This is a genomic window from Teichococcus rhizosphaerae (genome assembly GCF_002631185.1).
Classification (GTDB): Bacteria; Pseudomonadota; Alphaproteobacteria; order Acetobacterales; family Acetobacteraceae; genus Pseudoroseomonas; species Pseudoroseomonas rhizosphaerae.
On sequence record NZ_PDNU01000003.1, the window covers coordinates 50,526 to 72,360 of the forward strand.

The following is a 21,835-nucleotide window of genomic DNA, read 5'->3' on the forward strand; positions in this document are numbered from 1 at the left end:
AAGCCTCCTAGTTGCCTTCTTCCTTTTCCTCCCGCTGCAGGGAGAACAGCAGCAGGGACCGCCCCGTCACCGTATAGGTCTCGCCGATGCCGAAGGCCTCCTCGGCATCCTTTTCCGTGCCGAAGATGTTGGTGTCGAGCAGGCGGATCCAGGCCGCGCCGTCCGGGCATTCCGGCAGGGTGAACTCCACCGCCTCGTGGTGGGCGTTCATGATCATCAGCAGCGTCGCGTCATGGCCGGGGCGGCGGATGCCGCTTTCCTGCGCGCGGCCGTCCAGCATCCGGGCGAAGCAGCGGGTGTTGGGGTCCTCCCAGTCCGCGCTGTCCATCTCCTCGCCCGAGGGCTTGTACCAGGACAGGCCCTTCACGCCGCTCGCCTCGTGGAACTCGCCGGACAGGAAGCGGCCGCGGCGCAGCACGGGGAAGCGGTCCCGCAGCCGCGCCAGGCGGCGGGTGAAGGCGACGAGGCGCTTGCCCTTGTCCTTGAGGTCCCAGTCGAGCCAGGAGATCTCGTTGTCCTGGCAATAGGCGTTGTTGTTGCCCTGCTGGGTGCGGCCGAACTCGTCGCCGGCCAGCAGCATCGGCGTGCCCTGGCTGAGGTAGAGCGTGGCCAGCATGTTGCGGATCTGCCGCTCGCGCAGGGCGTTGATCTCGGGGTCGTCGGTCGGGCCCTCGACGCCGTAATTGTACGAGTAGTTGTGCGAATGGCCGTCGCGGTTCTCCTCGCCATTCGCCTCGTTGTGCTTCTCGTTGTAGCTGACGAGATCGTTCAGCGTGAAGCCGTCATGCGCGGCCAGGAAGTTCACGCTGGCCCAGGGCTTGCGGCCATGGTGGTCGAACAGGTCGGCCGAGCCGGACAGGCGGTTGCCGAGATCGGGCGCCTTGCCTTCCTCGCCCACCCAGAAGGCGCGCACCGTGTCGCGGTACTTGTCGTTCCATTCCGCCCAGCCGGGGGCGAAGTTGCCCACCTGGTAGCCGCCCGGGCCGATATCCCAGGGCTCGGCGATGAGCTTCACGTCGGACAGCACCGGGTCCTGCATGCAGGCCTTGAGGAAGGCGGACTGCTCGTCGAAGCCGTGCGGCTCGCGCGCCAGGATGGTGCCGAGGTCGAAGCGGAAGCCATCGACATGCATCTCGTTGACCCAGTAGCGCAGGCTGTCCGTCACCATCTGCAGCACGCGCGGGTGCGAGAGGTTCACCGTGTTCCCGGTGCCCGTGTCGTTGATGTAGTAGCGCTTCTGGTCGGGCAGCAGGCGGTAGTAGCTGGCGTTGTCGATGCCCTTGAAGGACAGCGTGGCGCCCCGCTCATTGCCCTCGGCCGTGTGGTTGTAGACCACGTCCATGATGACCTCGAGCCCGGCATCGTGCAGCCGCGCCACCATCTCCTTGAACTCGGCGAAGGCGAAGTCCTGGTTGCGGGCGTAGCGCCGCGCCGGGGCGAAGAAGCCCAGCGTGTTGTAGCCCCAGTAGTTCACCAGCCCCTTGTTGAGCAGGTAGTCGTCGTTGAGGAAGAAGTGCACCGGCAGTAGCTCGACGGACGTGACGCCGAGCGATTTGATGTGCCGGATCACCTCCCGGCTGGAAAGTCCGGAATAGGTGCCGCGGCGGTCCTCCGGCACCAGCGGGTGGCGCATGGTGAGGCCCTTCACGTGGGTCTCGTAGAAGATCGTGCGCTCCCACGGGATGCGCGGGCGCCGGTCGTTGCCCCAGGTGAAGGCCGGGTCCACCACGCGGCACTTCGGCATGAAGGGCGCGCTGTCGCGCTCGTCGAAGGAGAGGTCCTCCGCCTCGTGCCCGATAGTGTAGCCGAACAGCGCGTGGTCCCACTTCAGGTCCCCCACATGGCTCAGCGCGTAGGGGTCCAGCAGCAGCTTGTTCGGGTTGAAGCGGTGCCCTTCCTCCGGCGCGTAGGGGCCGTGCACGCGGTAGGCGTAGATGGTGCCGGGCCGTGCGTCGGGCAGGAAGCCGTGGAACACCTCGTTGGTGTATTCGGGCAGCTCGATCCGCTCCAGCTCTGTCTCGCCGCTGGCATCGAAGAGGCACAGCTCGACCTTGGTGGCATGGGCCGAGAACAGGGCGAAGTTCACGCCGAGCCCGGTCCAGGTGGCGCCCAGGGGGTTGGGCCGCCCTTCGGAAATGCGAGAGACGTTGATGGCGGGGGGCACAGGGGTGTCCTCGTTGGGGGAATGCCCTGCCTAAGCGCCGAAGCCACGCCCCGGGTTGCGGGGCGCGGCGGAAATCCGCCGCCCTCCCGCGCGCTCAGCCCGGCGTGATGCCGGCATCCCGGATGATCTGCGGCCAGAGCCGCATCTCCGCCTCCAGCCGCTGGCGCAGCGCGGCCGCGTCGCCCTCCATCAGCACCACGCCCTGGCTGGTCACGCGCTCCCGCAGCGCGGGGTCGGCCAGGGCGCTGCGCAGCGCGGCATGGAGCCGGGCGCGGATCGGCTCGGGCGTGCCCGCCGGGGCGAACAGCCCCTGCCACAGCACGCCCGCGCAGCCCTCGAAGCTTTCCGCCACCGAGGGCAGCTCCGGCAGGGCGGGGATGCGCTCGGGCGAGGAGATGGCCAGCAGCCGCGCCTTGCCCTCCTGCACCAGCGGCCGGACATCGAGCGGCGTGGCGTAGAACAGGTCGATCCGCCCGGCCTGCAGCTCCAGCAGGGCGGGGCCGGCGCCGCGGAAGGGGATGTGCGTCATCTGCGCGCCCGCCCGCTGCAGCAGCAGCTCGGTGAGCAGGTGGTTCACCGAGCCGGAGCCGGAGCTGCCATAGTTGAGGTGACCGGGCTTCTCGCGCGCCAGGGCCATCAGCCCGGCCAGGTCGCGCGCTTCCACGCCGGTTCGCACCGCGAGCGCGAAGGGGCTGTAATAGACCTCGCCGATCGGGTCGAACGCCGCCACCGGGTCAGCCGGCATGGCGCCGGGGGTGAGGGCGGGGTTGATGGCCAGGCTGTTGGTGCCGATCAGCAGGGTGTGGCCATCGGGCCGCGCCTGGGCCACGGCATTGGCGGCGATGGCGGTGGCGGCGCCGGTGCGGTTCTCCACCACCACCGGCTGGCCCAGCTCCTGCTGCATCCGCCCGGCCACCAGCCGCACCATCACGTCGGTCAGCCCGCCCGGCGCATAGCCGATGATCAGGCTGACCGGGCGCTCCGGATAGCCCGCGGCCCGCAGGGACGCGGGGCGGGCGAGGGCCAGGGCGGCGGCCCCGGCCAGGGCCTGGCGGCGTGTCGGCATGAGTGGTGTTCCCCCGTTCTCGTGATTCGTCGGGGGCAGGCTAGAGCAGATCCGCCCCGGGCGGAAACGCCCGGGGCGGGGTGGCGGCGGGCGCCCCCCGCGCCGGAGGCATCAGCGCGGCAGGGTGTCGAGCCCCGCCTCCAGGTCGGCGATCAGGTCGGCCGGCTCCTCCAGCCCGATATGGAAGCGCACCGTCGGGCCTTCCAGGATGCCGGTGCTGGTGGCGGTGCGGGTGATGTGGTTGGTGGTGGGCAGCGCCAGGCTCTCATAGCCGCCCCAGGAGGCGCCGATGCCGAACAGCTTCAGCCCGTCGATCACCGCCTCGACCTGCTTCACGTCGTAGCGCGGCTGGAACACCACGCCGAACAGCGAGCAGCCGCCGGTGAAGTCCCGCTTGAACAGCGCGTGCTGCGGGTGGCTGGGCAGGCCAGGGTGGATGACGCGCAGCACCTCCGGCCGGCCCTCGAACCAGCGCGCGACGGCGAGGCCCGCCTCATACTGGTGCTTCAGCCGCATCGGCATGGAGCGCAGGCCGCGCAGCGCCAGCCAGCAATCGTCGGGGCTCGCATAGTGGCCGATCTCGCGCGCCGCGCCGGCCACGATGCGCCAATCTTCCTCCGTGGCCACGGTGACGCTGCCCAGCAGCACGTCCGAATGGCCGCCGACATACTTGGTCAGCGCCTGGATCGAGACATCGACGCCCTTGGTGAAGGGCTGGAAGTGGTGGATGCCCCAGGTGTTGTCCATCAGCACCTTGGCGCCATGGGCATGCGCCACCTCGGCCAGCGCCGGGATGTCCTGCATCTCGAAGGTGTGGCTGCCCGGGCTCTCGGTGTAGAGCACCCTGGTGTTCGGGCGCAGCAGCGCCTGCAGCCCGGCGGCGTCGATGGTCGGGTCGTAGTAGCTGGTCTCGATGCCGAAGCGCTTCAGCATGCCCTCGGCCACGCGGCGCGTCGGGCCATAGACGCTGTCCGGGATCAGGCAGTGGTCGCCGGCCGAGAGATAGGCCATCAGCGGCAGGGTGCAGGCGGCGAGGCCGGTGCCGGTGATCAGGGCGCGCGTGCCGCCCTCGATCTCGGCCACCATGTTCTCCAGCGCGAAATGCGTGGGGCCGCCGGCGGTGCCATAGGTCATCACCTGCTCGAGCGAGCGGGCGTTGAGCGCGCCGCGCGCCTCGCAGGAGGGGTAGAGCACCGTCGAGCCGCGATGGACCGGCGTGTTGACGAAGCCATGCTCGCGCAGGCCGGGCCGGCCGCCATGCGCCATGCGCGTGGCGAAGCCATGGCCGGAATTGGCGCCGTGCTTTGCTTTGGGCGGGAGGTTGTCCGGCATCAGGGCGTGCTCTGCTTCGGGGTTTCGGGCCGGCTGGCCCATTCGGTCCAGGAGCCGTCATAGACGGCGGGCTCCGGCAGCCCCGCCCGCACCAGCGCCAGCGCCAGCACGCAGGCGGTGACGCCGGTGCCGCAGGAGGTGACGAGCGCGCGGCTGCCATCCGCGCCGGCCGCGGCGAAGCGGGCGCGGAGCTGCTCGGGCGGCAGCAGGGTCATGTCGGGCGCCAGCAGCTCGGTCACGGGCACGCTGGCGGCGCCCGGCATGTGGCCGGAGGGCAGGCCGGGCCGCGGCTCGGGCGCCGTGCCGTCGAAGCGGCCCCTGGCGCGGGCATCGAGGATCAGCGCCGAGCGGTCCGCCACGATGCGCTTCACGTCACCGATGCCGGCCAGGCGGCGGGCGATGAAATCGGCCCAGAAATCCTGCCGCGGCGGCGCGGCGGGGGTGCCGGCGGCGGTGTCGCGGCCCTCGGCCAGCCATTTGGGCAGGCCGCCATCCAGCACGGCGGCGTTCTCGTGGCCGAACAGCCGCATCAGCCACCAGCCGCGCGCGGCCGAAAACAGCCCCTTCTGGTCGTAGAACACCACGCGGTGGTGGTTGGAGATGCCCAAGGCCCCCAGCAGCCGCGCGGCGCGCCCGGAGGTGGGGGCCATGTGCGGCAGGTCCGTCTCGGGGTCCGCCACCTCGTCGATGTCGAAGAAGGCTGCGCCGGGGATGTGCGCGGCCGCGAACTCGGCCCTGGCGTCCCGGGGCTCGTTGGGGAGGTACTTGGTGGCGTCGAACACCAGAAGGTCCGGCTTGCCGAGCTCGGCCGCCAGCCATTCCGTGGAGACGAGGTTTTCCATCCGCTTCAGCCTTCCAGCGTCACGTAGACGCGCCGGTTCTGCTTGCCCTTGTTCTCGAGCTTGGCGACGGTCACGGCGCCGATCTCGCCCGTGCGGGCCACATGCGTGCCGCCGCAGGGCTGGAGATCGACCGGCGCCGCCTCGGCGCCGATGCGCACCAGCCGCACCTGCCCCGCCCCGCGCGGCGGCTTCACGGACAGGGTGCGCACGAGGTTCGGGTTCTCGTCCAGCTCCGCCTCGGTGATCCAGCGCTCGCCCACCGCGTGGTCCTCGGCGGCCAGGGCCGTCAGGCGCTCGCTCAGCCATTCCTTGGTGGGCGGCTCGGCCAAGTCGAAATCGAGGCGCGACTTCTCCACGCCGATCTGCCCCCCGGTGACGCCGGCGCCGGGGATCAGGCTGCACAGCAGGTGCAGGGTGGTGTGCATGCGCATCAGGCGGTGGCGGCGCTCCCAGTCCAGCACGGCGGTGACCTCCGCGCCGGGAGCGGGGAGGGGGGCGCCGGCGGCCGGCACGTGCAGCACCGTGCCGTTCTCGCCCTTCACCGCATTGGTCACGGGCATTTCTCCAGGGGGCATCTCTCCAGGGGGCATCTCCGCGCCCTCCCAGCGCAGCAGGCCGGCATCGCCTGGCTGGCCGCCGCCCTGGGCGTAGAACACGGTGCGGTCCAGGACCACGCCCTCCGGCCCGGCGGAGACCACCCTGGCGGTGCATTCGCGGGCATAGGGCTCGGTGCGGAACAGCATCTCGGTCATGGGTCCATCCATTCGGTATTCAGGCGGGGCGCGTTGGCCTGCAGCCAGAGCAGGGCCAGCGCGGCGGTGACGTTGCGGATCTCGTTGCGGGCGAGCTGGGCCAGCGCCTCCTCCAGCGGCAGCACCAGGATGCGGGTCTCCTCCCCCTCCTCCTCCAGCCCGCGCAGGCCGAGCAGCCCCTCATCGGGCAGGCTCACGCGGCCGCAATAGAAGTGCATCCGCTCGTCGCTGCCGCCCTGCATCAGCATGAACTGGCCGATCGGCACCACGCGGTCGGGCACCAGGCCGGTCTCCTCCTCCACCTCGCGCAGCGCGGCCTGGCCAGGGTCCTCGCCCGCGCCGAGCAGGCCGGCGGGGCATTCGCGCATCACCGGCTCCTCGCCCGCGGCCAGGGCGGGCAGGCGGAACTGCTCGATCAGCGCCACGCGGCGGGTGCGGGGGTCGTAGGGCAGCATCACCACGCCCTGGCCGCGCCGCCACATCTCCCAGGTGAGCAGGGCGGAGGGCGTGCCGTCGCTGCGCCGGTAGCGGAAGCGCACGACCTGCAGCGCGAACCGGCCGGACCAGGCGACCTCGTCGCTCTCGGGCATGTAGAGCGGGTGCGGCGGCACCGGCGGCGCCTTGGGTGGCCGGGAGGCGGGTGGTCTGGCCTTCATGCGGGGGGCAGCCTAACCTCGTCTGGAAACGCCACGATCATGAGCCGCCCCATTCCCCTCGTCCATGCCCCGCCGGCCCTTCCCGATGACAGGGCCGCGCAGCTCGCCGCGCGCCGCCGCGCCATCCTCTGCGTGATGGGCGCCGCCCTCACCTTCGCCCTCGCCGCCGTGGCGGTGAAGCTGCTCGGCGGCGCCATCCCCGTGATGCAGGTCATCCTGTTCCGCAACCTGTTCGCCATCCCGCCGCTGGTGCTGCTGGCGCTGGCCACGGTGCCGCCGGCCGAGCGCCGCGGCCTGCTGGCCACCCGCAGCCCAGGCTGGACCCTGCTGCGCATCCTGTTCGGGCTGGGCGGCATGTTCGGCAGCTTCTACGGCTATGTCCACCTGCCGCTGGCCACGGTGACGGCGCTGGGCTTCACCATGCCGCTCTTCCTCACCGCCCTGTCCGTGCCCCTGCTGGGGGAGAAGGTGGGCTGGCGGCGGTGCAGCGCCGTGCTGGTGGGCTTTGGCGGGGTGCTGCTGATGCTGCGCCCCGGCTTCTCGGGGGAGGCGCTGCCGGCGCTGCCGGCCGCCGCCGTGCTGGGCGGCGCCGTGGCCTGGGCGCTGGCCATGATCAGCATCCGCCGCATGGGCGAGCTGGGGGAGAGCGGCACCACCATCGTGCTGTGGTTCGCCATCGGCGGCACGCTGGTGGGGGCGGTGGCGGCGCTGCCGGGCTGGGTGTGGCCCACGCCGGAGCAATGGGCGTTGCTGGCGGCGGTGGGGCTGATCTCGGCGGTGGCGCAACTGCTGATGACGGCCGCCTACCGCAGCGGCGAGACGACGCTGATCGCCCCTTTCGAGTATTCCGGCCTGCTCTGGACCATGAGCCTCGGCGTGCTGATCTGGGGCGAGCTGCCGCGGGCCTGGGATTTCGTGGGCATCGCCGTGCTGGTGGCGTCGGGCCTCTATATCTGGCACCGCGAGGTGCGGCTCGGCCTGAAGCGCTGAGCCGCCGCCCGCCTCAGCCGGGCGCCGCCCCGAACCGCTTGGCGAACCACAGCCGGTGGTGGCCGGAGGGGCGCCCTTCCAGCCGGCCGACCTCCCGGAAGCCGTGCTTGCGGTAGAAGCCCGGCGCCTGGAAGCTGCTGGTGTAGAGATGCGCCCCCACCGCGCCGAGGCGCCGCGCCTCCGCCTCGGCGGCGGCGAGCAGGGCGGTGCCGGTGCCCTGGCCGCGCAGCCTCTCATCGACCCAGAACTTGTCGATGAACAGCCAGTCCATCGTCACCTCGCCCACCAGCCCGGCGCGCACCGTGCCGGCCTCGTCCCGCCGCAGGAAGCAGAGGGGGTGGGACACCAGCGCCCCGGGCCGCGCCGCCATGGCCGCGCGGCGGTGCTCGGCCAGGCCCGCCAGCACCGCCTGCGCCTCGGAGCCCTTGTTGTCCGCGACGAACTCGATGCCGGCCGCCGCGCTCACCCGCCGAAGCGGCCCCAGCCCGCCACGGCCACGGTGAACAGGCCGATCGCCAGGTTGATGGTGACGAGGCGGCGCACCTTGTCCGCCGCCGCGGCCGCCTCCGCGTCCTGGCCGGCGCCGAGGGCGGCGCGCATCGCATTCCAGGGGCCGAAGAACAGGGCGAGGAACAGGGCGGACATGATCAGCCCGGTGAGGTGCATGGTGTGGACGTGCCAGCCCGTGCCGGCGAAGCCGCCATACCAGCCGAAGAGCAGCGCGTAGCCGCTGGCCAGCATCACCGGCATGGCGTGCCAGACCACCAGGAAGAAGCGCCGGTAGGTGCCGCCCAGCACGGCGAGGCGCTGCGGCCCCGGCAGCGTGGCCAGGCTTGGCCGCAGCGCCAGGATGGAGAAGGCCATTCCGCCCACCCAGAGCACCGCCGCCAGGAGGTGAAGCACATAAACTAGCGTCATGCCGGTCGTCCCTTGCCGTGATCCTCGATGGCCCGCGCCAGGGCGCGCGCCTCGGTGGCGGCGGTACCACGCGGCGCGGCTTCCGCCACCCCCAGTCCTTGCGCGAAGGCGCTGGCGAAGGCGGTGCGGTTGCCGAGCGCCGGCTCCAGCACCGGCAGCCCCCGCTCCGCCAGTTCCGCCGCGATCTCGCCGCGCAGGCGGCCGCTGGCGGGCACGCGGTTCATCAGCAGCCGCACGGGGCGGCGCTCGGCCGCCGCCAGCTCCAGCGTGGCGTCCATCGCCCAGAGGTCGGCGGGGGAGGGCTGCAACGGCACCAGCACCAGATCGGCCGCGCGGATGGCGATGCGCGAATCGGTGTCGGCATGCGGCGGCGTGTCGATGATCAGGAAGTCGTGCTCCCGCCGCAGCCGGTCGAGCGCGGCGGGCATGCGCCAGCCGGCCACGGCCTCGAAGCGCAGGGGGGCGGCCTGAGCCTGGCCGTGCCGCGCCTGGTGCCAGCGCGCCAGGGTCTGCTGCGGGTCGCTGTCCAGCAGGGCGACGCGGTGGCCGGCGGCTGCCAGGGCGGTCGCCAGGGTGGCGGCCACGGTCGACTTGCCGGCGCCGCCCTTGCGCTGCGCCACCGCCACCACGAGTGCCATCCATCCCCCTCCTGCCGCTTGCGGGTGCCGCGCATCCTGCCTTGCCGGGGGCGGCGGTGCCAGCGGCATGGACGCGGCGCGGGCCTGGGCCCACATTGCGGCCCAGAACGAGGAAAGGAGTTCCGCCATGAGCGTTGAAGATGTGACCCCGGCCGCCGCCTGGGACGCGCTGCGCGCCGACCCCGACGCCGTGCTGGTGGATGTGCGCACCGATGCCGAATGGAACTTCGTCGGCCTGCCGGATCTCGGCGAGGCGGGCAAGCAGCCGGTGCTGATCCCCTGGCAGGTCTATCCCAGCATGCAGGTGAACGGCGCCTTTCCCGACCACCTCCGCAAGGCGGGGCTGACGCCGCTGAACAAGCTGTATTTCCTGTGCCGCTCCGGCGCGCGGAGCCTGGCCGCGGCCCAGGCGGCGCAAGCGGCCGGGTTCCAGCACGCCTACAACGTGGCCGACGGCTTTGAAGGGCCGCCGGATGCCAGCGGCCACCGCGGCACGGTGGGCGGCTGGAAGGCCGAGGGGCTGCCCTGGCGCCAGCGCTGAGGAAGGCAAGGGGAGCCGCCGGCTCCCCTCAGTGATGATGCGCGCGGCGCGTCTCGGCGGCTTTTTTCGCCGAGGCCGAGCGGGCCGCCGCAGGGCGCTGGGCGGAGGCTTCGCTGCCTTTCCGGCCGCCCTCATGCGCGGCGGCGTTGGTGTCCGGATGGCCGCGGCCGGAGCCGCTCCTGTTGCCGCCGCCCGAATCCTTGTTCACCGTGGCCCAGGCGCGGCGCTCGGCTTCCGCCTCGGGGACGCCGCGCGCCTCGTAGCCTTCCTCGATATGCGCTGCCTTGCGCTTCTGCTTGTCGGTGTAGGCCGATTTGTCGCCACGCGGCATGGCCGGTCTCCTTCCGCGGAAGGAACGCCCGGCCCGCCGCGCGGTTCCCGGCTCAGCCGCAGCGCGGCGTGTGCGGGGTGGGGTCGTGGCCCGGCAGGCCGGGCACGCCATAGCCGGGGAAGGGGGTGTTCTCCGCGTCATCCGCCGCCGGCTTGGTGCCGAACCACTTCTCGGACAGCCTGGCCACCGTGCCGTCGAGCTTCATGCACTCCAGCACGTTCTCCACCGCGTTGCGCAGCTCGGCATTGTCCTTGCGGAAGGGCGCGGCCCAGTGGGCGCGGGTCTCCTTGATGGTGAAGTCCGGCACCAGCATGGGCGCGCGCGTCGCGGCATAGCGGATGGTGGTGTTGCCGCCCAGGGTCGCGAAGACGCGGCCGGCGACCACGGCCTGCACCGCGTCGGGCTGGCTGTCGAAGGTCTGCACCGTGAAGCCCAGCTGCGCCGCGTTCTTCTGCGCCCAGGCATCGTAGGCCGAGCCCTTGTTCACGGCGATGGCCTTGCCGCGGATGTCCTCCAGCGACTTGATCGGCGCCGTGCCCTTGCGGATGCCGAACTGGAACTCGGTGTAGAGGTAGCCCTCGGTGAAGAGCAGGTTCTCGGCGCGCTCCGGCGTCACCGTCACCGGCGCCGCGAGGAAGTCGTAGCGCCCGGCGTTCAGCGCGGGCACCAGGCCGGAGAAGCTGGCGCTGTCCATGGTGATGGGGCGGCCCATGCGGCGCGCCACCTCGGTGAAGAGATCGACGTTGAAGCCCTGCACGCCCCCATCGAGCTTGGGAAAGGCATGGGGGGCGAAGGTGCCGTCCACCGCCGTGCGCAGCGGCTGCGGCGCCTGGCCCTGCTGGGCCTGGGCGGCGCCGGACAGCGCGGCCAGCGCCAGCGGCGCGGCGAGGAAGGCGGTGAGAACAAGACGACGCATCAGTGAGACACTCCCTGTGGCCGGGTCATGGCCGGAAACAGCCAACCCGTTTGCAAGAAGCGTGCAACGCCTGGAGCGAAGAGGAAAGGGGGGCACGGCGCATCCCCCCCTTCCGGCCGGGCGCGGGCCTCAGGCGGCGGCCGCGAACTCCGGATAAAGGCCGCGCAGGCCCGTCTCGGACGCCTCGCAGCGGCCCCGCTCGGTGATCAGGCCGGTGACGAGGCGGGCCGGCGTCACGTCGAAGGCCGGGTTCAGGCCCGCGCTGCCGGGGGCGGCGGTGCGCACCGTCTCGACGCGCCCGTCCCAGGTCTGGCCGGTGGTTTCCAGCACCTCGCGCGCGTCGCGCTCCTCGATCGGGATCTCGCGCACGCCGTCGCGCACGCTCATGTCCAGGGTGGAATGCGGCAGCGCCACCCAGAAGGGCACCCCGTTGTCATGCGCCGCCAGCGCCTTGAGGTAGGTGCCGATCTTGTTGGCCACGTCGCCCTGGCGCGTCACGCGGTCCGTGCCCACCAGCACGATGTCCACCTCCCCATGCTGCATCAGGTGGCCGCCGGCATTGTCGGCGATGACGGTGTGCGGCACGCCGTGCTTGCCCAGCTCCCAGGCGGTGAGGGCCGAGCCCTGGTTGCGCGGGCGGGTCTCGTCCACCCACACATGCACGGGCAGGCCGCTGTCATGCGCCTGGTAGATGACCGAAAGCGCCGTGCCGTAATCCACCGTGGCGATCCAGCCCGTATTGCAATGGGTCAGGATGTTGACCCGCTTGCCCGGCTTGCGGGCGGCGATCGCCTGCAACAGAGGCAGCCCGTGCTGACCGATGCGCCGGCAGGTCTCCACATCGTCCTCGGCGATGTCGGCGGCGGCGGCATAGGCGGCGGCCGCCCGCCGGCCGGGCGCCACGGGGCGGAGCGCCCGCAACATGCGGTCCAGCGCCCAGCGCAGGTTGATGGCGGTGGGGCGCGTGCGGCCCAGCATGGCGGCAACGGCTTCCAGCGCCGCGTCCGAATCGTCGCGCCGCAGGGCGAGCGCCAGCCCATAGGCGGCCACGGCCCCGATCAGCGGCGCGCCGCGCACCTGCATGGACTTGATGGCGTGCGCCACCTGCCTCTCGTCCGTCAGGCGCAGGATCTCGACCGTCCAGGGCAGGCGGGTCTGGTCCAGGATGCGGACGGACCAGCCATCCTCGGGGTCAACCCAGACGCTGCGATAGGGAACGCCGTCGATCTTCATGGAGGCAGTCTCCGTCCGTGGGGGCCGCGCGCGGGCGGGGAGGATTTCGGCCCCCGCATATAGGCCCTCCGGCGCCTCCGCGTCATGTGAAGCGGACGGGTCAGATACGCTGGTGCAGGGCGCAGACCAGGGTGAAGAGCCGGCGGGAGGTCTCGAAGTCCAGCGTCACGCGGCCGTCCAGGCGCTGGCAGAGCAGCTCGGCGCCCTCGTTATGCAGACCGCGCCGGCCCATGTCGATGGCCTGGATGCGGGCCTCCGAGCCACCCTCCGTCACCGCCTGCTCGTGGCTGGCGACCACCAGGTGGTAGTCCTTGATCAGCCGCCGGAACGGGCCGAGGGCGAGCGCGATGATGCGCAGCGGCATGTCCCGCGCATCGTGGATGTCGAACACCAGCCGGCCGTCGCGCACCTCCAGGTGCAGCACATAGGGGCCGGGCGGCAGGCCGGCGGGGTCGAAGCGGTTGCCGGCCAGCAGGTCGGTCACCGCCTGCGCGCGGTCGGCCTCCGCATAGGGGTTGGGGAGGGGGGCGGTGTCCGGCAGGCAGATCCGGACCAGCCGCTGGTCAAGCATCGCCGCGCTGCACCGAGGGGTTCACCACCACGGGCTTCGCCGTGCCATCTCGCCGGCGCACCACCGGCGCATCGTTCTCGTTGCCGGTCAGGCCGATGCGGAGCATCCAGCCCACCACCGCGCCCTTGATCGGCCGCAGCGCCAGCATGCAGAGGATGGCGAAGAGCGGCAGCCACACCGCCATGTGCAGCCACATCGGCGGCTCATAGGCCTTCTCCACCCAGAACACGACCGGCACGAAGATGTGGCCGACGATGAAGATGGTGAAGTAGGGCGGCGCGTCGTCGGCGCGCAGGCGGCCGAGCTCGGCGCCGCAGTTGCTGCATTCCGGCACCACGCTGAGATAGCCGCGGAACACCTTGCCCTCGCCGCAGAAGGGGCAGCGGTTCATCGCGCCCCGCTTCAGCATGGTGGTGAAGGGTGGCAGGGGCAGGGTGTCGGTCGGGGCTTCGCGATCCGGCGTCCAGCTCTCGGGCGGGCGATCCATGGTCCTGGTCCTGGCTTTATCGTTCGTTCGATCGCTTCGGCCCTGTTGCCGGGCATTCCGTGTGCGCCGCAATATCGGCATGTCCGGAAGCGGCGATCAAGAGAAGCTTGGCAAGGCAAGCCTTGGCGGGAGGAGCCGGGCAGGCGGGCTCTTGCGCGGCCGCCAGCGGGCGGGGGATACCCCGCAGATGGGCCATCGTATCCTCGTCATCAACCCGAACAGCTCGGAAAGCTGCAAGCGCGGCATCGCCGAGAGCCTCGCGGGCTACGCCCTGCCGGGGCGCCCACCCTTCGAGGTGGTCTCGCTGCCCGGCGGGCCGCCCGCCATCGCCTCCTGGCGGGACTGGTACGGCGTGGCCGAGCCGCTCTGCCGCCTGGTGGAGAGCGAGCCGGCCGCGGCCTACATCATCGCCTGCGTCTCGGACCCTGGCCTGGAGGCGGTGCGCAGCGTCACGCCGCGCCCGGTCTTCGGGCCGTTCCGCGCGGCCGTGGCGGCGGCGCTGGCGCGGGCGGAGCGCTTCGGCGTCATCGCCTTCGTCGATGCCTCCAAGGCGCGGCAGCGGCGGGCCTTGCAGGCCATGGGGGCGGAGCAGCGCCTCGCCGCCAGCATCGCGCTCAACCTGCCCATGGAGACGCTGACCGACCTCCGCGCGGCGCGCGGCGCGCTGTGCGATACCGCCCGCGCCCTCGTCGCGGAAGGGGCGGAGGCCGTCATCCTGGGCTGCGCGGGCATGGCGGGGCACCGGGCGGCAGTGGAGGACGCGGCCGGCGTGCCGGTGATCGAGCCCTGCCAGGCCGCTGCGGTGCAGGCGCTGCTGGCGACGGGGTAGAAGAGGGGCCGGACACAGAGGGCCTTTCGCGGCCCTCCCACCGGCCCAGGGACAGTCAGAGGGGCTGAAGGGCGGGCCCCTCAGTCATCATCGTCGTCATCCCTTTCGCGCCGGTTCCAGCCGGGACGGCGGCGGTCATCATCATCATTGTCGTCGTCGTCGTCATCCCGGTCCTCGTCGTCCCGGTCGCGGCGTGATCCGGACAGCCAGCCGCGGCGCCGCCGGCCTTCGTCATCATCATCATCGTCGTCGTCATCATCGTCATCCGCGCGGGCGGGGGCGAGGGGCAGCAGCAGGGCGCCCAGCAACAGCAGCCCGAAGCGGCGTCGGGCGGGGGTTTCTTCGGCCATGGGGATCACCTCCGCCGCCAGAGATGGTGATGGAGGTGGGCGGGGATATGGCCCGCCCCGCCATCTTTCCGCCGGATTACGGCGTTTTTACTCGGCGGCGCGGGCAGCCGCCGGCTGCCACTCGGGCGGTGCCACGCTGCCCGTCTGCTCCACGATGCGGCCATAAGCCTCGGGCCGGCGATGGGCGGCGAAGTTGAAGATGCTGGTGCGGCCGAGGGTGCACTGGTCGAGGTCGCAATCGGCCACGATCAGCTCGTCGTCCCAGCTCGTCGCCTGGGCCATGATCTCGCCCTGCGGGTTGACGATGATGGAGTGGCCGAACAGCTCGCAGCCATCCTCCACCCCCGCCTTGGCCACGCCCACGCCGAAGCAGGCATTCTGGTAGCAGCCCGCCTGGATGGAGAGGTGGGAATGCAGCACCCGCAGGTGGTGCGCCTCGAACCCCTTGGCATCCTGGTTGATGGAGGGCGTGTTGTAGCCCAGCATCACCAGCTCGACCTGCTGCAGCCCCAGCACGCGCCAGGCCTCGGGCCAGCGGCGGTCGTTGCAGATCAGCATGCCGATGTTGACCGGCCCGGCCTGGCCGACCGGCGCCCGCACCACGGGGAAGCCCAGGTTGCCCACCTCGAAGTAGCGCTTCTCCAGGTGCTGCACGCGGCGCTTCGGGTCGAACTCGCGGTGCCCGGGCAGGTGAACCTTGCGGTACTTCAGCACCACCTCGCCGCTGGGGTGGACATAGACGGCGGTGTTGAAGTGGCGCTTGCGCACCACGCCCGTCTCGTCCGCCTCATGCGCGATCTCGGCATAGCCGAGATGGAAGCCGATGTTGAACTTCCGCGCCGCCTCGAACAGCGGCGCCGTCTCGTTGGAGGGCAGCGCCTGCTCGTACCAGTGGTCGGCGTTGTTGATGTCCTCCTCGTACCAGCGCGGGAAGAAGGTGGTCAGCGCCAGCTCGGGGAAGACCACGACCTCGGCGCCGCGCCGGTGCGCGGTCTCCATCAGCCGCACCAGGCGGGCGACGACGGCCGGCCGCGGCTCGGCCTTCTGGATGGGACCGAGCTGGGCGGCGGCGACGGTCAAGCGGCGGGACATGAGGCTCTACTCCTCGTCGGGTCGGGAAGCTGTCAGTTGGTGGCGGGCGGCAGCGGGTCGATGAAGTCGGCCGCGTAGTCCTCCTGCACCTCGGCCACGGCCCGCATGAAGGCCTCGTCCCAGGCATCCTCGAAGGCTTCCATCAGCGCCACGGCGGCGGCCTCTGTCTTCAGCATGGCCAGGCGCTCCCGGCCCGCGATCCAGACCGCGAAGCTGCCGTCCTTCTCCTCGCGCACGTCAAACATCGCGCTCTCCCTTGTTCTGGGCGCCCTCGGGGGCCGTGTCATGGTCGGTGGACCGCGGCGTCAGAAGCCGGTAGGCGACGCGCCCGGCGAGCAGCGCGAACAGCCCGCCGCCCAGCGCCAGCGGCAGGCTGGTGCCCGGCCCGGTCAGCCAGATCCAGAGGGCGAAGGCACCCACCGTCGCCGCCGCCACCAGTGCGCCGCGCATCAGCCGAGCGCGCTCTCGCGGTGCTGGCGCGGCACGAAGCGGCCCTGGCCGGGCTTCGCCGTCACCGCCGTGCCGTCCCACACCTGCGCGCCGCGCAGGAAGGTGGCGGCGACGCGCGCCTTCATCGGCCGGCCGTGATAGGGCGACCAGCGGGCATCCGGCCGGTCCTGGATGATGGCCTCGTCGAAGGTGAAGTCGCCTTCCTCCATCACCAGCAGGTCGGCGTCCGAGCCGAGGCGGATGGCGCCCTTCTTGGGGAACAGCCCGTGGTAGCGGGCGGTGTTCTCGGCGCAGTACTTCGCCATCAGCGTCAGCGGCAGGCCGCGCTCGCGCAGCATGGAATACATCAGCGGCGCGTAGCTCTGCATGCCCGTGAGGCCGGCGCCGCAGGCGAAGATGTCGTCACCGAGCTTCTTCTCGCGCTGCCAGGGCGCGTGGTCGGTGGAGACATAGGCCATCTTGCCCGCCACCAGCGCCGCCCACATGCGCTCCACTTCCTCGGCGGTGCGGAAGGGGGGGTTGCACTTGCCGAAGCCCTTGAGGCGGACGAGGTCCTCCTCCGTCATGCAGAGATACTGGATGCAGGCCTCGCCGCTGGCGCGGCCGCCCATGGCGCGGAAGCTCTCGGCGATCTCGAAGCCGCGCGCCACGGAGGAATGGGCGATGTGCACATGCGCGCCCGTCTCGAGCCCGATCTCGAAGATCTCGAGATCCGCCATGGTCTCGGCCAGCGGCGGGCGGGTTCGGGCGTGCATGATGGGATCGACCCGGCCGCTCGCCTTCGCCTCGGCGGTCAGCCGCTCGACCAGCTCCTGGTCCTCGTTGTGCACGGCCACCATCAGCCCGGTTTTGGCGATCTCGCGGAAGGCCGCGACCATGGTGGGGTGGTCGATGCGCGGGAAGCGCACCGCGTCGTATTCATAGGTGGAGAGCTTGAAGGCGGAGGCGCCGGCCTCGGCCAGCCCCGCGATCTCGTCCACGCCGCCGGTCTTGCGGATGGTGCCGTAGAGCGCGACATCGACATGCGAGAGCTGGTGCACCGCCTCCACCTTCTCGCGGAAGATGGCCGCCGAGGTGACGGCGCGCGGGATGTCGTAGGGCATGTCGCACACCGTGGTCACGCCGCCGGCGGCCGCCGACATGGTGGCGCCCTCGATCCCTGGCCAGCCGATGGCGCTGCCGGTGTGCATGTGGCCATCGACGAGGCCGGGCAGGATGGTGCGGCCGGAGAAGTCGTCCACCTGGCGCGCGGGCGGCAACTCGCCCTGGCCGATCGCCGCGATGCTCTCGCCGCGCACCGCGACATAGCCATCCTCCAGGATGCCGTCGGGGAGCACGAGGTTGCCGCGCAGGACGCGGTCGTAGGGAAGCTGCATCGTCAGGAGATCCGCCTCGCTCGGGTTGGAGGAACGCGGCGGCAAGACTAGGCCCGGCCCCGCATCGCCTCAACCGGGTGCGGGGATGATTCGTGCGAAGGGGCCGCGCGGAGGAGCCGCCCGGAGGAGCCGCCTGGACGGGCCGCGCGGACGGGCCGTGGCCGGCGGAGCGCCGCCGGCCGGGCCGGCCTCAGGGGGAGATCACCATGCAGGGGCCGCGCATCTGCTGGCAGATGCGGCGCGCCTGGGCGGCCGAGAGGTTGGTCACCTGCGCCCGCCAGAAGCGCTTGCCATCCACCCGCACCGACTGCACCCGCGCGGTGCCGGGGCCGCGCGCCGCGCGGTTGGCGGCCTGCCGGGCGATGCCGCTGTCGGCGAAGGCGCCGACCTGCGCCACCCACTTGCCGCCCCCGGAGGCGGCGCGCGGGGCGCGGCTCGCGGCGGGCGTCACCGGCCTGGCGGGCGGCTTCGCGTTCGGCTCGCGCAGGCGCGCGACGGGAGCCGCCATCGGCGCCGCCTGCGCCGCGCCCACCAGCCGGGCGCCGCCGCCCAGCGCGCCGCCACGCGCCATCAGCATGTCGGGCGGCAGGCCGCGCCGCCGCTCGGCGAAGCCGCGGTCGAGCAGGGCCATCACATGGTCGTCGCGCTCGCGGCTGTTGGCGCCGCCGAACACCACCGCCACCAGCCGCGTGCCATGGCGCTCGGCGCTGGCCGCGAGGTTGAAGCCGCTGGCGCGGATGTAGCCGGTCTTGATGCCGTCGGCGCCGTCATACTCGGTGAGCAGGCGGTTGTGGTTGCCCATGCTCTGGCCGGCGTAGCGGAAGCTGCGGGCGCTGAAATAGGCGTAGCGCCCGGGGAAGTGCTGGATCAGCGCGCGGCTGAGGATGGCCATGTCGCGCGCCGTGGTCACCTGGTTGGCGTCCGGCAGGCCGGAGGCGTTGCGGAAGCTGGTGTTGCGCATGCCGAGCGCGTGCGCCTTGCGCGTCATCATGCGGCCGAACTGCACCTCGCTGCCGCCGAGATGCTCGCCGAGCGCCGCGGCGGCATCGTTGGCCGACTTCGTCACCAGCGCCATGATGGCATCCCGCACCGCGATGCTGCCGCCCGCCTTCAGCCCCAGCTTGGAGGGCTCCTGGCCCGCCGCGTGGCGGGAAACGGGGATGCGCGTGCCGGCCGAGAGGCGGCCGCGCTCCATCGCGTCGAACACCATGTAGAGGGTCATCATCTTGGTCAGCGAGGCCGGGTAGCGCGGCTCGTCAGCGTTGATCGCCAGCAGCTCCTCGCCCGTGGCGGCGTCGACGACGATGGCGGCGTAGCGGCTGCCGCCGATCTGCGCCCGGGCGGGCGCGCATGTCAGGACAAGCAGGACCGCGGCGAGCAGCGCGAAGACGCCCGCGCGGCATCGGTGTGTGATGCCGTTCTCCAGCATGATGGCCTTCCCCCTCTGCGTGGCCGTGGCGCCGCCCCCGGCGCCCCGACCAGCATCCCCCAGGAGTTCCGCCGGCGAGCGCCCGCGGAACCGAGGCCAGGCCACGCAACCTGCGTGCCGCACGCGCGGCCCTTGGATGAACGGGCCGCGTGCCGGGCGCGCAGGGTCCCCTGCATGGCCAGGCCGCGCGCACAATGCCGACATGCCGCCTGAGAAGAAAGCTCTTATGGCCTGATCAAGCAGGAAAATCGGCGTGTGGGGTCATGTTGCGCCGCGGCCTGCGAAGGAATCGCCGCACCAGGGCGGCGGGGGCTCAGCCGCCATGCCTGGGCGTGGCCGGACGGCCGAACACCTGCCGCGCGACACGGACGATATCCGCCGCCGCCTCGCCCTGCCGCTCCTCGTTCCAGGCCAGCGCGACGCCGACGGCGCGGATGGGCCCGCGCAGCTCGCGGAACACGACGCCCGGCGGATGGATGCGCGCCATGCCGGAAGACACCAGTGCGACGCCGAGCCCGGAGGCGACGAAGCCGAGCTGCGCCATGGCCGAGCCCACCTCGCGCACGCCGCGCGGCTCGAAGCCGGCGGCGCGGCAGGCGGTGACGAGCGCGTCGAAATAGGCGGGGCTGATCGAGCGCGGCAGGGTGAGCAGCGGCGCGCCGGCCAGCGCCGAGAGCGGCAACGCGCCGGGATAGGGGGCGAGCAGCGGGTGGCCCTCGGGCAGCGCCGCCACCAGCATGTCCTCGCCGAGCGGCAGCATGCGCACCGGCGGCCGGTCGCGGTCCAGGCGCAGCAGGGCGATGTCCACCTCGCCGCGTCGCAGCGCCTCCACCGCGTCGGCCGTGTCCATCTCGCGCACCGCGACGGCCGCCTCGGGGCGCGCCGCGCGCAGGCCCCGCACCAGCGGCGGCAGGTGATCGAACATGCCGGAGGTGACGCAGGCGATGGCCACGGGCGCGTGCCGCCCCGCGCGCAGCTCGCGCGCCAACGCCTCCAGCGAGGCGGCGTCCTCCGCCACGCGGCGCGCCAGCGGCAGCAGCGCCTCGCCCTCGCGCGTCGGCCGCGCGCCCTTGCGGGTGCGCTCCAGCAGCCGCACGCCGAGCTCCGCCTCCAGCGCCTGGATCTGCGCGGTGAGCGGCGGCTGCGACAGGCCAAGCCGCGCGGCGGCGCGGCCGAAATGCCCTTCCTCGGCGACGGCGAGGAAATGCCCGAGGCGGCGGAGGAGTCGGAAATCCATCGGCGATACGGAAAAGCTATCGTGCCGCGCCGTCAATCGGAATGGACGATGGCGCTGCGGCGGCGCACAACAGCGCCGCCGTTCTACAGGAATGAGGGAGAGCGCCCGCTCATGAAGAAACACCCCGTCAAGGTCCACCCCTCCAAGGCGCTGCTGCCGCGCGAGGAGCAGCTGGCCTGGAAGATCGCCGGAGTCGCCGCCGACAAGGTGGCGGTGCAGAAGCCGGTGGCGGAGATGATCATCAACCGCATCATCGACAACGCGGCGGTGGCGATCGCGGCGATCAACCGCTCCGCCCCCACCTCGGCGCGCGCCATGGCGATGGGCCACCCGCGCTCGGGCGGCGCCACCATCTTCGGCCTGCCCGGCAGCAAGGGCTTCTCGCCCGAGTGGGCGGCCTGGGCGAACGGCACGGCGGTGCGCGAGCTCGACATGCACGACACCTTCCTCGCCGCCGACTATTCGCACCCCGGCGACAACATCCCGCCCGTGCTGGCCGTGGCGCAGACCATGGGCCGCTCCGGCAAGGACCTGATCCGCGGCCTCGCCACCGGCTATGAGATCCAGGTGGACCTGGTGCGCGCCATCTGCCTGCACGAGCACAAGGTGGACCACATCGCCCATCTCGGGCCCTCGGCCGCGGCGGGCATCGGCACGCTGCTCGGGCTGAAGCAGGAGGTGATCTACCAGGCGGTGCAGCAGGCGCTGCACACCTCCATCACCTTCCGCCAGAGCCGCAAGGGCGAGATCTCCTCCTGGAAGGCCTTCGCGCCCGCCCATGCCGGCAAGCTGGCCGTCGAGGCGGTGGACCGCGCCATGCGCGGCGAGGGCGCGCCGAGCCCGATCTACGAGGGCGAGGATTCGGTCATCGCCTGGGTCCTCTCCGGCCGCAGCAACCGCGACGACGTCTATGGCCCCACCTATTACGAGGTGCCGCTGCCGGAGAAGGGCGAGCCCAAGCGCGCCATCCTCGACACCTACACCAAGGAGCACTCGGCCGAGTACCAGAGCCAGGCGCTGATCGACCTCGCCTTCAAGCTGCGGGAGCAGATCCCGGACCAGGAGGCGATCGAGAAGATCATCATCCACACCAGCCACCACACCCACTACGTGATCGGCACCGGCGCCAACGACCCGCAGAAGATGGACCCCAAGGCCAGCCGCGAGACGCTGGACCACTCCATCATGTACATCTTCGCGGTCGCCCTGCAGGACGGGCGCTGGCACCATGTGGACAGCTACGCGCCGAAGCGCGCCGGGCGGGCCGACACGGTGCGGCTGTGGCACAAGATCGAGACGCGCGAGGACCCGGAGTGGACCCGCCGCTACCACTCGACCGATCCGGACGAGAAGGCCTTCGGCGCGCGGGTGGAGATCGTCTTCAAGGACGGCACGACGCTGGTGGACGAGATGGCGGTGGCCAATGCCCACCCGCTGGGCGCCAGGCCCTTCGGCCGGGCGGACTACATCCGCAAGTTCGAGATCCTGACCGAGGGGCTGATCTCGCCGCGCGAGAGCCGCCGCTTCCTCGATGTGGTGCAGGACCTGCCGGCCCTCGGCGCGGGCGAGCTGCACCTGCTCAATGTCAGCCTGCCGCGCGGCGCGCTGGCCGAGGGTAGGCCGGGCATCTTCTGA

25 protein-coding genes are annotated in these 21,835 nt (G+C 71.9%); 4 read left to right on the top strand and 21 right to left on the bottom strand.

The features are described from left to right. Positions 1 to 7: 7 nt before the first annotated feature. From glgX to CR162_RS02635, 6 genes are all read right to left on the bottom strand, one after another. Positions 8 to 2,164, bottom strand: a complete 2,157-nt coding sequence (gene glgX / locus CR162_RS02610) for a glycogen debranching protein GlgX (RefSeq protein WP_099093981.1) — start codon at positions 2,162 to 2,164, stop codon at positions 8 to 10. 94 nt (positions 2,165 to 2,258) lie between these two features. Further along, the gene (locus CR162_RS02615) at positions 2,259 to 3,230 is read right to left on the bottom strand and encodes a Bug family tripartite tricarboxylate transporter substrate binding protein (RefSeq protein ID WP_099093982.1); all 972 of its coding nucleotides are present in this window, start codon (positions 3,228 to 3,230) and stop codon (positions 2,259 to 2,261) included. 111 nt (positions 3,231 to 3,341) lie between these two features. Continuing rightward, complete coding sequence (metC, locus tag CR162_RS02620) at positions 3,342 to 4,562, bottom strand: cystathionine beta-lyase (RefSeq protein ID WP_245870093.1); 1,221 nt, start codon at positions 4,560 to 4,562, stop codon at positions 3,342 to 3,344. After that, the gene (locus CR162_RS02625; protein ID WP_099093984.1) at positions 4,562 to 5,404 is read right to left on the bottom strand and encodes a sulfurtransferase; all 843 of its coding nucleotides are present in this window, start codon (positions 5,402 to 5,404) and stop codon (positions 4,562 to 4,564) included. Before CR162_RS02625 ends, metC begins: the two co-directional genes overlap by 1 nt. A gap of 5 nt (positions 5,405 to 5,409) precedes the next feature. After that, positions 5,410 to 6,156 carry an alanyl-tRNA editing protein gene (locus CR162_RS02630; protein WP_099093985.1) on the bottom strand — a complete coding sequence of 249 codons (747 nt, stop codon included), beginning with the start codon at positions 6,154 to 6,156 and terminating at the stop codon, positions 5,410 to 5,412. Beyond that, complete coding sequence (locus tag CR162_RS02635; protein ID WP_099093986.1) at positions 6,153 to 6,812, bottom strand: NUDIX domain-containing protein; 660 nt, start codon at positions 6,810 to 6,812, stop codon at positions 6,153 to 6,155. Before CR162_RS02635 ends, CR162_RS02630 begins: the two co-directional genes overlap by 4 nt. A 39-nt stretch (positions 6,813 to 6,851) precedes the next feature. On the opposite strand from CR162_RS02635, the gene CR162_RS02640 reads away from it, so the two are divergent. Further along, positions 6,852 to 7,802 carry a DMT family transporter gene (locus CR162_RS02640; RefSeq protein WP_099093987.1) on the top strand — a complete coding sequence of 317 codons (951 nt, stop codon included), beginning with the start codon at positions 6,852 to 6,854 and terminating at the stop codon, positions 7,800 to 7,802. A gap of 13 nt (positions 7,803 to 7,815) precedes the next feature. On the opposite strand, the gene CR162_RS02645 is transcribed toward CR162_RS02640, so the two are convergent. Genes CR162_RS02645 through parA form a run of 3 tightly spaced genes read right to left on the bottom strand, consistent with a single transcriptional unit; the run spans position 7,816 to position 9,358 of the window. After that, entirely contained in the window at positions 7,816 to 8,268 is a 453-nt protein-coding gene (locus tag CR162_RS02645; RefSeq protein ID WP_099093988.1) for a GNAT family N-acetyltransferase, read from the bottom strand. Next, a complete protein-coding gene (locus CR162_RS02650; RefSeq protein ID WP_099093989.1) occupies positions 8,265 to 8,720 on the bottom strand; it encodes a CopD family protein in 456 nt (151 codons plus the stop codon). Before CR162_RS02650 ends, CR162_RS02645 begins: the two co-directional genes overlap by 4 nt. Further along, a complete protein-coding gene (gene parA / locus CR162_RS02655) occupies positions 8,717 to 9,358 on the bottom strand; it encodes a ParA family partition ATPase (protein ID WP_099093990.1) in 642 nt (213 codons plus the stop codon). The genes CR162_RS02650 and parA overlap by 4 nt, the downstream gene beginning before the upstream one ends. Positions 9,359 to 9,485: 127 nt before the next feature. Here parA and CR162_RS02660 point away from each other — a divergent pair, with 127 nt between their 5' ends. Further along, positions 9,486 to 9,899, top strand: coding sequence for a rhodanese-like domain-containing protein (locus CR162_RS02660; RefSeq protein WP_099093991.1), 414 nt, complete (start codon positions 9,486 to 9,488; stop codon positions 9,897 to 9,899). 28 nt (positions 9,900 to 9,927) lie between these two features. Here CR162_RS02660 and CR162_RS02665 read toward each other — a convergent pair whose 3' ends face one another. The 5 genes from CR162_RS02665 to CR162_RS02685 form a co-directional block, all read right to left on the bottom strand. Then, on the bottom strand, positions 9,928 to 10,230 hold the full coding sequence (locus tag CR162_RS02665; RefSeq protein ID WP_099093992.1) for a plasmid stabilization protein: 303 nt from the start codon (positions 10,228 to 10,230) through the stop codon (positions 9,928 to 9,930). A gap of 52 nt (positions 10,231 to 10,282) precedes the next feature. Next, the gene (locus CR162_RS02670; protein ID WP_099093993.1) at positions 10,283 to 11,146 is read right to left on the bottom strand and encodes a transporter substrate-binding domain-containing protein; all 864 of its coding nucleotides are present in this window, start codon (positions 11,144 to 11,146) and stop codon (positions 10,283 to 10,285) included. Positions 11,147 to 11,275: 129 nt separating this feature from the next. Continuing rightward, positions 11,276 to 12,379, bottom strand: a complete 1,104-nt coding sequence (gene mtnA / locus CR162_RS02675; protein WP_099093994.1) for an S-methyl-5-thioribose-1-phosphate isomerase — start codon at positions 12,377 to 12,379, stop codon at positions 11,276 to 11,278. 100 nt (positions 12,380 to 12,479) lie between these two features. Beyond that, complete coding sequence (locus CR162_RS02680) at positions 12,480 to 12,950, bottom strand: UPF0262 family protein (RefSeq protein WP_099093995.1); 471 nt, start codon at positions 12,948 to 12,950, stop codon at positions 12,480 to 12,482. Then, positions 12,943 to 13,437: a DUF983 domain-containing protein gene (locus CR162_RS02685; RefSeq protein WP_099093996.1), complete on the bottom strand. Its 495-nt coding sequence runs from the start codon at positions 13,435 to 13,437 to the stop codon at positions 12,943 to 12,945. The genes CR162_RS02680 and CR162_RS02685 overlap by 8 nt, the downstream gene beginning before the upstream one ends. Before the next feature lie 187 nt (positions 13,438 to 13,624). Between CR162_RS02685 and CR162_RS02690 the strand changes: the two genes are divergently transcribed. Beyond that, positions 13,625 to 14,266, top strand: coding sequence for an aspartate/glutamate racemase family protein (locus CR162_RS02690; protein ID WP_099093997.1), 642 nt, complete (start codon positions 13,625 to 13,627; stop codon positions 14,264 to 14,266). A gap of 80 nt (positions 14,267 to 14,346) precedes the next feature. On the opposite strand, the gene CR162_RS22275 is transcribed toward CR162_RS02690, so the two are convergent. From CR162_RS22275 to CR162_RS02725, 7 genes are all read right to left on the bottom strand, one after another. After that, positions 14,347 to 14,616 carry a hypothetical protein gene (locus CR162_RS22275; protein WP_176559687.1) on the bottom strand — a complete coding sequence of 90 codons (270 nt, stop codon included), beginning with the start codon at positions 14,614 to 14,616 and terminating at the stop codon, positions 14,347 to 14,349. A gap of 87 nt (positions 14,617 to 14,703) precedes the next feature. Then, positions 14,704 to 15,708, bottom strand: a complete 1,005-nt coding sequence (locus tag CR162_RS02700) for an N-carbamoyl-D-amino-acid hydrolase (protein ID WP_099093998.1) — start codon at positions 15,706 to 15,708, stop codon at positions 14,704 to 14,706. A 32-nt stretch (positions 15,709 to 15,740) separates the two neighbouring features. Continuing rightward, positions 15,741 to 15,953 carry a hypothetical protein gene (locus CR162_RS02705; protein ID WP_099093999.1) on the bottom strand — a complete coding sequence of 71 codons (213 nt, stop codon included), beginning with the start codon at positions 15,951 to 15,953 and terminating at the stop codon, positions 15,741 to 15,743. After that, positions 15,946 to 16,158 carry a hypothetical protein gene (locus tag CR162_RS02710; protein WP_099094000.1) on the bottom strand — a complete coding sequence of 71 codons (213 nt, stop codon included), beginning with the start codon at positions 16,156 to 16,158 and terminating at the stop codon, positions 15,946 to 15,948. Before CR162_RS02710 ends, CR162_RS02705 begins: the two co-directional genes overlap by 8 nt. Then, positions 16,158 to 17,534 (bottom strand): dihydroorotase, encoded by a 1,377-nt coding sequence (locus CR162_RS02715; protein WP_099094001.1) that lies wholly within the window; start codon positions 17,532 to 17,534, stop codon positions 16,158 to 16,160. The genes CR162_RS02710 and CR162_RS02715 overlap by 1 nt, the downstream gene beginning before the upstream one ends. 190 nt (positions 17,535 to 17,724) lie before the next feature. Next, positions 17,725 to 18,963, bottom strand: a complete 1,239-nt coding sequence (locus CR162_RS02720) for a D-alanyl-D-alanine carboxypeptidase family protein (protein ID WP_099094002.1) — start codon at positions 18,961 to 18,963, stop codon at positions 17,725 to 17,727. 313 nt (positions 18,964 to 19,276) lie between these two features. Continuing rightward, the gene (locus tag CR162_RS02725) at positions 19,277 to 20,200 is read right to left on the bottom strand and encodes a LysR family transcriptional regulator (protein ID WP_099094003.1); all 924 of its coding nucleotides are present in this window, start codon (positions 20,198 to 20,200) and stop codon (positions 19,277 to 19,279) included. A gap of 111 nt (positions 20,201 to 20,311) precedes the next feature. Here CR162_RS02725 and CR162_RS02730 point away from each other — a divergent pair, with 111 nt between their 5' ends. Next, positions 20,312 to 21,835, top strand: coding sequence for an MmgE/PrpD family protein (locus tag CR162_RS02730; RefSeq protein ID WP_099094004.1), 1,524 nt, complete (start codon positions 20,312 to 20,314; stop codon positions 21,833 to 21,835).

Excerpts from the sequence above, each read along its gene's own strand:
- CR162_RS02615 (WP_099093982.1), bottom strand. The coding sequence starts at position 3,230 with ATGCCGACACGCCGCCAGGCCCTGGCCGGGGCCGCCGCCCTGGCCCTC.
- metC (WP_245870093.1), bottom strand. The coding sequence starts at position 4,562 with ATGCCGGACAACCTCCCGCCCAAAGCAAAGCACGGCGCCAATTCCGGC.
- CR162_RS02625 (WP_099093984.1), bottom strand. The coding sequence starts at position 5,404 with ATGGAAAACCTCGTCTCCACGGAATGGCTGGCGGCCGAGCTCGGCAAG.
- CR162_RS02630 (WP_099093985.1), bottom strand. The coding sequence starts at position 6,156 with ATGACCGAGATGCTGTTCCGCACCGAGCCCTATGCCCGCGAATGCACC.
- CR162_RS02635 (WP_099093986.1), bottom strand. The coding sequence starts at position 6,812 with ATGAAGGCCAGACCACCCGCCTCCCGGCCACCCAAGGCGCCGCCGGTG.
- CR162_RS02640 (WP_099093987.1), top strand. The coding sequence starts at position 6,852 with ATGAGCCGCCCCATTCCCCTCGTCCATGCCCCGCCGGCCCTTCCCGAT.
- CR162_RS02650 (WP_099093989.1), bottom strand. The coding sequence starts at position 8,720 with ATGACGCTAGTTTATGTGCTTCACCTCCTGGCGGCGGTGCTCTGGGTG.
- parA (WP_099093990.1), bottom strand. The coding sequence starts at position 9,358 with ATGGCACTCGTGGTGGCGGTGGCGCAGCGCAAGGGCGGCGCCGGCAAG.
- CR162_RS02660 (WP_099093991.1), top strand. The coding sequence starts at position 9,486 with ATGAGCGTTGAAGATGTGACCCCGGCCGCCGCCTGGGACGCGCTGCGC.
- CR162_RS02665 (WP_099093992.1), bottom strand. The coding sequence starts at position 10,230 with ATGCCGCGTGGCGACAAATCGGCCTACACCGACAAGCAGAAGCGCAAG.
- CR162_RS02670 (WP_099093993.1), bottom strand. The coding sequence starts at position 11,146 with ATGCGTCGTCTTGTTCTCACCGCCTTCCTCGCCGCGCCGCTGGCGCTG.
- mtnA (WP_099093994.1), bottom strand. The coding sequence starts at position 12,379 with ATGAAGATCGACGGCGTTCCCTATCGCAGCGTCTGGGTTGACCCCGAG.
- CR162_RS02680 (WP_099093995.1), bottom strand. The coding sequence starts at position 12,950 with ATGCTTGACCAGCGGCTGGTCCGGATCTGCCTGCCGGACACCGCCCCC.
- CR162_RS02685 (WP_099093996.1), bottom strand. The coding sequence starts at position 13,437 with ATGGATCGCCCGCCCGAGAGCTGGACGCCGGATCGCGAAGCCCCGACC.
- CR162_RS02690 (WP_099093997.1), top strand. The coding sequence starts at position 13,625 with ATGGGCCATCGTATCCTCGTCATCAACCCGAACAGCTCGGAAAGCTGC.
- CR162_RS22275 (WP_176559687.1), bottom strand. The coding sequence starts at position 14,616 with ATGGCCGAAGAAACCCCCGCCCGACGCCGCTTCGGGCTGCTGTTGCTG.
- CR162_RS02700 (WP_099093998.1), bottom strand. The coding sequence starts at position 15,708 with ATGTCCCGCCGCTTGACCGTCGCCGCCGCCCAGCTCGGTCCCATCCAG.
- CR162_RS02705 (WP_099093999.1), bottom strand. The coding sequence starts at position 15,953 with ATGTTTGACGTGCGCGAGGAGAAGGACGGCAGCTTCGCGGTCTGGATC.
- CR162_RS02710 (WP_099094000.1), bottom strand. The coding sequence starts at position 16,158 with ATGCGCGGCGCACTGGTGGCGGCGGCGACGGTGGGTGCCTTCGCCCTC.
- CR162_RS02715 (WP_099094001.1), bottom strand. The coding sequence starts at position 17,534 with ATGCAGCTTCCCTACGACCGCGTCCTGCGCGGCAACCTCGTGCTCCCC.
- CR162_RS02720 (WP_099094002.1), bottom strand. The coding sequence starts at position 18,963 with ATGCTGGAGAACGGCATCACACACCGATGCCGCGCGGGCGTCTTCGCG.
- CR162_RS02725 (WP_099094003.1), bottom strand. The coding sequence starts at position 20,200 with ATGGATTTCCGACTCCTCCGCCGCCTCGGGCATTTCCTCGCCGTCGCC.
- CR162_RS02730 (WP_099094004.1), top strand. The coding sequence starts at position 20,312 with ATGAAGAAACACCCCGTCAAGGTCCACCCCTCCAAGGCGCTGCTGCCG.